The sequence below is a fragment of the Pseudonocardia sp. OZ21 genome (assembly GCF_059359135.1).
In genome coordinates, this window is record NZ_JCADBN010000036.1 from 1 (window position 1) to 6878 (window position 6878).

The window sequence follows — 6878 nt, forward strand, 5'->3', positions numbered from 1 at the left end:
ATACGCCCCCTCCGCCGCCGCGGAGGCACAGACCAGGGCACGGGACCGCGCCTCGATACCCAACGCCCAGTCGGTGCCACTGACAGAGGTGGTCTCCACCAACCGCGCCAACGCCGCGACCGCGCGGTCGGGCTGCCCGCTGCGGGTGGCCGCCTCGATGAGCTCGACCAGCACTCCCCACGGCTCCACACCCATCACCGGCGGATGCTCGCCGGCCTGCTCGGCTGCGGCCAGCGCGTCCTCGTACCGGCCGACGCTGTTGCACAGCACCGCGTCCGCATAACCGGCGATGACCAACCCGAACCCCTCACCCCGGCGCATCAGCTCCGCCCTGCTCGCCTCGATCAGCGCGACCGCCTCGTCGTGGCGCCCTTGCCACGCGGTGAGCAACAACGCCCCGTACGGCGCCACCGGGATGCCCGTCGCCGCGCTGACCGCCTCCACCTCCTCCACCAGCGCCGCCGCTTCAGCCAGCTCACCGCGATGCACGAACGCACCGATCCGAGAGGTCAGTGCCAACGGCAACGTGCTCAACGCACCGGAATCACGAGCCAGCCGAACATGACGGTCGGTGTCGTGCGTCTCCTCGGCCCACAGGTTCCCGGCGGTGATGTGGGCGAGCCAGAGCCAGTGCAGCTCTTCCTCGGAGAGGTCCGGGCTGCGGAAGGCGCGCAGTGCCTTCCGCAGCATCGGCAGTCCTGCGGCATATCCCTCGGTGAAGCGGATCGCCAGGCCGTCGAGGAGAAGATCGGGCGCCCGCGGGGGCTGCGCAGGCGGGGGCGCGGCCCGTGCGGCCTCGGCCGCTTCCTGGACGCTGCCGCCGTTGGCCAGTGCGCCGGCGAACATCACCGCCAACAACGCGTCCAGGTAGGTCTCACGGGCCAGCCGCGCGTCGAGTGGCTCGAGCTGTTTGGCGGCACTGAGCAGCAGCGGTGGCGCCTCCCTGCCGCGGTTCACGGTCAACGCGATCCGGGCGCGCAGCAGGTCCGTCTGGGCGCGCTGGAGCTTGTCCAGCGGGGACGCCTCGGCGATCGTCAGCAGGCGTAGCGCCGCGTCGGGCATGCCGGCGTGGTGGGTGGTCTGCGCTGCGGCCAGCGTGCGCTCGGCCCGGCGTGCCGGATCGGGGGTCAGCTCGGCGGCCCGTTCCAGGAACGCGGCCGCCGCGGCAAGGCCGCCGCGCGCCTGCGCCCTGTCGGCCGAGCGCTCGAGCTCGTCGGCGACATCCTCGTCGGGACCGTTCGCCGCCCCGGCACAGTGCCAGGCACGCCGATCGGGATCCGTCCTGGGGTCGGTCGCTTCTGCCAGTGCTCGGTGTGCGGTGCGCTGCTCCTCGGGGGACGCTGCCTGGTAGATCGCCGACCGCACGAGCGGATGCCGGAACCGCACCACCGTGCCGATGTCGACCAGCCCGACCGCCGCGGCCGGGGACGCTGCGGCGGTCCCGATCCCGAGCCGCTCGACCGCTCGCCACACCAGCACGGGGTCCCCGGCCGGCTCCGCTGCAGCGATCAGCAGCAGCTGGCGGGTCTCGACGTCGAGCGGCTCCAGCTGACGCCGGAAGCTGTCCTCGATCTGTTGCGGGAGCGCCCGCGAGCCGGGCGGCCCGAACCCGGCCGTCAGCTCCGCGGGTGTGAGTCCCCGCGGCAGCTCCAACAACGCCAGCGGGTTGCCCCGCGTCTCGGCGACGATCCTTTGCAGCACGCGCTCGTCCACCGGCCCACGAAGCGCCGAGCCCAGCAGCATGCGCGCCTCGTCATCGGGCAACCCCTCCACCGCCAGCTCCGGCAGGCCCGCCAGCTCCATGGCCTCGTCCGGAACCCGCACCGCGAAGACCATCGCCACCGACTCGGCCCCCAGACGGCGCGCAACGAACGCCAGCGCCTGCGCGGAAGCGTGGTCGAGCCACTGGGCGTCGTCCAGTACGCAGAGGAGCGGCCGCTCCCGGGCCACCTCGGCGAGCAGGCCCAGCACCGCCAGCCCGACCAGGAAGCGATCCGGTGCCGGGCCGGCACTCAGCCCGAGCGTCGTGCGCAGCGCGTCGCGCTGCGGACCGGGCAGGCGCTCGACCAGGTCCAGCATCGGTGCGCACAGCTGATGGAGCCCGGCGAACGGAAGCTCCATCTCCGACTGGACACCGACGACCCGCGCCACCCGGATCTTGGACGCGCGCCCGGCAAGGTACTCCAGCAGGAACGTCTTGCCCACGCCCGGCTCGCCGCGCAACACCAGTGCGCGGCTCTCGCCCGCCCGAACGGCTCCCAAGAGCCCGTCGAGGGTCTCACACTCGCTGCACCGGCCCCGTAACACCTGGTCACGCCGCCGCTGCACGTCTTCGTCGGACCACGGGGCCGAGTATGCGCGAGCCCTCCGGCCGGGCGCCACAGCGCCGACGCGGGGCACGGATCCCCCGACGCCGCGGCCACCCGTCGGGGCGTGTAGCCACGCTGCGGGATGTCGTTCGTCTCGTCGGGGCGTCATGAGCGTCCTTGCAGTCGGAGTCGACACGAAACAGCCGCGGCAGCCGAGGGGCTCTTCGTCGAGCCCCTGGCTGCCGCAGCATCAGTCGGGTTGCTCAGGCCTCGTGCGGTGCGACGACGGGGAACTCGTTGTCGGTGTCAGCGAGGATGTTGAAGTAGTTCGTGAGGATGTTGAGCGCGAGGTTGCCGACCACCTCGGCGATCTCGGCGTCGGTGACGCCGGCGGCCCGGGCGGTCCTCAGCGCGGCGTCGTCGATGGTGCCGCGTCCTCGCGCGATCGTGTCGGACAGGGCCAGTAGCGCTGCGACATGGGCGTCGGCGGAGTCGGCGTGCCGCGCACGCTCGATCTCGTTCTCGTCGAGCTTGGCGACCTTCGAGCCGATGAAGGTGTGCGCGGACAGGCAGTACTCGCAGCGGTTGTACTCCGCCGTGGCGAGAGCGAGCCGTTCCCGGACGGGCGCGGGAATCACCCCGCCGCCCAGGGCGCCGGACAGCGCGAGCCAGCCCCTGACCAGCGCCGGGCTGTTCGCCATGGTCTTGGCCATGTTCGGCACGGACCCGAGGGTCTTCTTGACCTCGGCCAACACCTCGGCGGCGGACTCGGTCGCGTCTGCGGGCTCGATCTTCGGAAGCGTGGACATGTGATGGTCCCTTCTGGGCGAAATGATTGACTAATGGATGGATCTATCAGCACCCATTAGCAACCGTGCCACCCGCGCCCCCGGATTGTCAAATGGATGTCCGCGTCGCAATCATTAGGTTTTGTGCTAGCTTGGGACAGATGGGACGCCCAGAGGTGCCCACTGGGGCCACGTTGCTCGGCGAGCCACTTCCGGTGGAGCTCATGAACACGGTGCGGATCGACCGGAAGGACGTGCAGGACGCGCTCGGCGACGACGCCTCGGTGACCGCCTGGCTACGTGCGATCGATGACCGGCTGCGTTGCGAGACCGGTGGCAGCGTGAGTCCGGCTGACGTCGGCGGTGCGGCGGAGCGCGATCTCGCGGACCGGTTGCGGGGGCTGCGCGATGCGCTCCGCCGACTGGCCGCGGAGGCGACCGAGGACCCCCGGCCCCCGGTGACGTCCGTGATCGCGGAACGTCAGAACGCGATCGACACGCTCAACGCCCTCGCGGCGGCATGGCCGGAACTGCGGTGGCCGTCCGGTGGAGATCCCGTTCCCGTGTTTCGTACGAGCGGCACGACCGGCGACCTCGCTGTCGCCTTCATCGCGCATCAGGCCGTGGATCTCTTCACGGGTGCCCGACGCAAGCAGTTGCGGGCGTGCCTGGCTCCGGGCTGCCTCCTGTACTTCCTGAAGCAGCATCCGCGGAGGGAATGGTGCTCAGCGGTGTGCGGCAATCGGGCTCGGGTGGCGCGTCACTACCACCGTCATCACATCGACAGCCGGCCGACGGCCGCGGAGAGGACACAGCAGCCGCGACCGTAGCCGGAGACCGGGGCACCGACACCTGGCTCCCGCTCCGCACGCCGAGCCCGTCGTGATTCGCCCGGGGTACCGGTGTACCCCGGTACCCCGGGTACACCAGCGAACCCACGGATGCGAAGGACGTCGTCGGAGCGCAACGTTGCGGAGGACGCGTGGTCCCGTATCAATCAGGAGCCGCGGATAAATCCGACATTCCACCCGCTCGGACGACCCGGGAATCGCGCTGCAGCTTGCCCACCCACGTCCAGTCAGTAGAAGCGAGCACACGGCGGAACCATGACCCTTGACCACAATGAATTTCTCCAGCTGAGCAGGATTGCGGATCTTACGCGAAGGAGTGATCCTGAGCTGGTCCGCAGGCTCGCTGCACCGATGAGGCGGCGGCGCCGCAGCTGGGTGAAAGCGTCGCACGTCACGACCCTGGTGCTCTGTGCAATGCTGTTGCTGGTCGGACTCGTGACCGATGATCTCACGGCGTATGCCCTGGGTGGGCTCGCCCTGCTGACCATCTATCCGCTCCTCCTCGTGATGAAGAAGCGGCGAGAAGATCGGCGGAACGCCCGGCCGAACGAGAAATGAACCCGGTCGCCCCAGCCCCGTCGAAGCCTCGGTGCGGCGAGACCACCGTCGCCCAGGCGTCACGGGGTCGGCACAGCGAGTGCGGCGTGCTCGACCGGATGCTCGATGCGGTTCGGGCGGGTGAGGGCTGTGCGCTGGTGTTGCGCGGCGAGCCGGGCGTGGGCAAGACGTTCCTGCTGGAGTACCTGGTCGAACAGGTGCCGTGTTGCCGGGTGGTGCGCGCGGCAGGCGTCCGGTCGGAGATGGAGTTCGCCTTCGCCGGGCTGCACCAGCTGTGCGCCCCCATCCTGCACGTGGTCGAGCGGCTGCCCGCTCCGCAACGGGACGCGCTGCGCACGGCGTTCGGGATGAGTGACGGGCCGGCGCCGGACCGCTTCCTGGTCGGCCTGGCCGCGCTGAGTCTGCTGGCCGAGGCGGCGCGGGATCGGCCGCTGGTCTGTGTGGTGGACGACGTGCAGTGGCTCGATCGCGTCTCCGTGCAGGCACTGACTTTCGTGGCGCGCCGGCTGGGGGCGGCGCCGGTGGCGATGATCTTCGCCGCGCGGGAACCCGACCTGGTGGCGGAGCTTGCCGATCTGCCGGAGCTGCTGGTCACCGGGCTGGCACACGACGACGCTCGGGCGTTGCTGGGCTTCCCGCTCCGAGGCCTGGTCGACCAGCAGGTGCTCGACCGGATCGTCGCCGAGACCCGGGGCAATCCGCGGGCACTGCTGGAGCTGCCACGGGGGCCGGCATCGGCCGAGCTGACCGGCGGGTTCGGGCCGGCGGACGCGCCGACGATCCCGCAGCGGATCGAGGAGGGCCTCCGGCGACAGCTGGAGCCGCTCGGCGCGTGCACGCGGCAACTGCTGCTCGTTGCTGCGGCGGAGCCGCTCGGTGATCCGGTACTGGTGTGGCGGGCGGCCGCGAGGCTCGGGACGCGGGCGGAAGCGGCCGCGCCGGCCGCTGCGGCCGGCCTGCTCGACATCGGCAGCCGTGTGCGGTTCCGGCATCCGCTGCTGCGGCCGGCGATCTACCGGGCAGCCTCCCCTGAGGAGCGGCGCACCGTTCACCGGGCCCTGGCGGAGGCGACCGATCCCGAGGAGTATCCCGATCGCCGTGCATGGCACCGGGCCCAGGCGGTTGCCGAGCCCCACGAGGACGTCGCCGGGGAACTCGAACAGTCCGCCGGGCGGGCGCAGGTGCGTGGCGGGCGCGCCGCGGCGGCCGCGTTCCTGGAACGGGCGGCCGAGCTGACGCCCGAACCGGGCCGCCGCAGGCAGCGCGCTCTGGTCGCGGCGCACGCCACGCACCAGGCGGGCGCCCCCGGTGCCGCGCTGAGACTGCTGTCCCTTGCCGAGGCGGGTCCGCTGGACGAGCAGCAGCGCGCTCGGGCCGACCTGCTACGAGCCCAGATCTCCTTCACCGTGAACCACGGCAGCGACGCGCCCCCGTTGCTGCTCAAAGCCGCTCGGCAACTGCAGCGGATCGATGTGCGGCTGGCCCGCGAGACCTACCGGGACGCGCTCGCCGCGTCGATGTTCGCCGGTCCGTTGGCCATCGGCGGTGATGTGCGCGAGGTGGCCGAGGCCGCGCGTGCCGCGCCCCGTCCGACGCTGCCTACCCGCGCGGCCGACCTTCTCCTCGACGGCCTGGCGGTCCGCTTCACGGACGGGTACGCGGCCGGGATGCCGATGGTGACGCGGGCGCTGAGTCTCTTCCGCGACCTGGACCTCTCCGCGGAGGAAGGTCTGGAGTCGCTGTGGCTCGCCTGCGCCTCCGCCGCGCACGTGTGGGACATCGAGACCTGGGATGCGCTCGCCGGTCGTCATGTTCGGTTGGCTCGTGATTCCGGTGCGCTGAGCACGTTGCCGTTGGCACTGACCTCTCGGATCGGTGCGTTCGTGCATCGCGGTGAGCTCACCGAGGCCGCCGCGTTGCTCGAGGAGGTGGAGGCGGTCAGCTCCGGGACCGGGATCCCGGTCGCGCCGTACGGCGCATTGCTGCTCACCGCCTGGCAGGGCCGACACGACGAGGCGACCGCGCTGATCGAGGCCACCACCACGGAGGTGCTGCGCCGCGGTGAAGGATGCGGGCTGATCATCACCGGCTATGCCAACGCAGTGCTGGGCAACAGCCTGGGCCACTACGAGGACGCACTCGCCGCGGCCCGGCACGTCGGCCGGTACCCGCCGGTGATGGGCGTGGAACCGTGGGGAGTGCTGGTCGAGCTCATCGAGGCGGCCACCCGCACCGGACAGCGCGAACACGCCACCCACGCCCTGGAGCAGTTGGTGGAGGCCACCACCGCCAGCGGCACCGACTGGGCGTTGGGCATCGAGGCGCGGTCCCGCGCGCTGCTCGCCGGCACCGGGACCGCCGAGGACGCCTAC

General features: G+C 71.5%; 5 protein-coding genes. 3 read left to right on the forward strand and 2 right to left on the reverse strand.

Features of this window, described 5'->3' with window-relative positions:
• Together AC5L35_RS37185 and AC5L35_RS37190 are read right to left on the reverse strand one after the other, a co-directional pair.
• The coding region (locus AC5L35_RS37185) for an AAA family ATPase (RefSeq protein WP_495064454.1) at window positions 1-2478 on the reverse strand (2478 nt) is incomplete at its 3' end.
• Window positions 2479-2572: 94 nt separating this feature from the next.
• Complete coding sequence (locus tag AC5L35_RS37190) at window positions 2573-3118, reverse strand: carboxymuconolactone decarboxylase family protein (protein ID WP_495064455.1); 546 nt, start codon at window positions 3116-3118, stop codon at window positions 2573-2575.
• A 92-nt stretch (window positions 3119-3210) separates the two neighbouring features.
• Between AC5L35_RS37190 and AC5L35_RS37195 the strand changes: the two genes are divergently transcribed.
• From AC5L35_RS37195 to AC5L35_RS37205, 3 genes are all read left to right on the forward strand, one after another.
• Window positions 3211-3927 (forward strand): CGNR zinc finger domain-containing protein, encoded by a 717-nt coding sequence (locus tag AC5L35_RS37195; RefSeq protein WP_495064456.1) that lies wholly within the window; start codon window positions 3211-3213, stop codon window positions 3925-3927.
• 276 nt (window positions 3928-4203) lie between these two features.
• The gene (locus AC5L35_RS37200) at window positions 4204-4506 is read left to right on the forward strand and encodes a DUF3040 domain-containing protein (RefSeq protein WP_495064457.1); all 303 of its coding nucleotides are present in this window, start codon (window positions 4204-4206) and stop codon (window positions 4504-4506) included.
• On the forward strand, window positions 4503-6878 hold a 2376-nt coding region (locus AC5L35_RS37205; protein WP_495064458.1), incomplete at its 3' end, for an AAA family ATPase. The genes AC5L35_RS37200 and AC5L35_RS37205, both read left to right, overlap by 4 nt.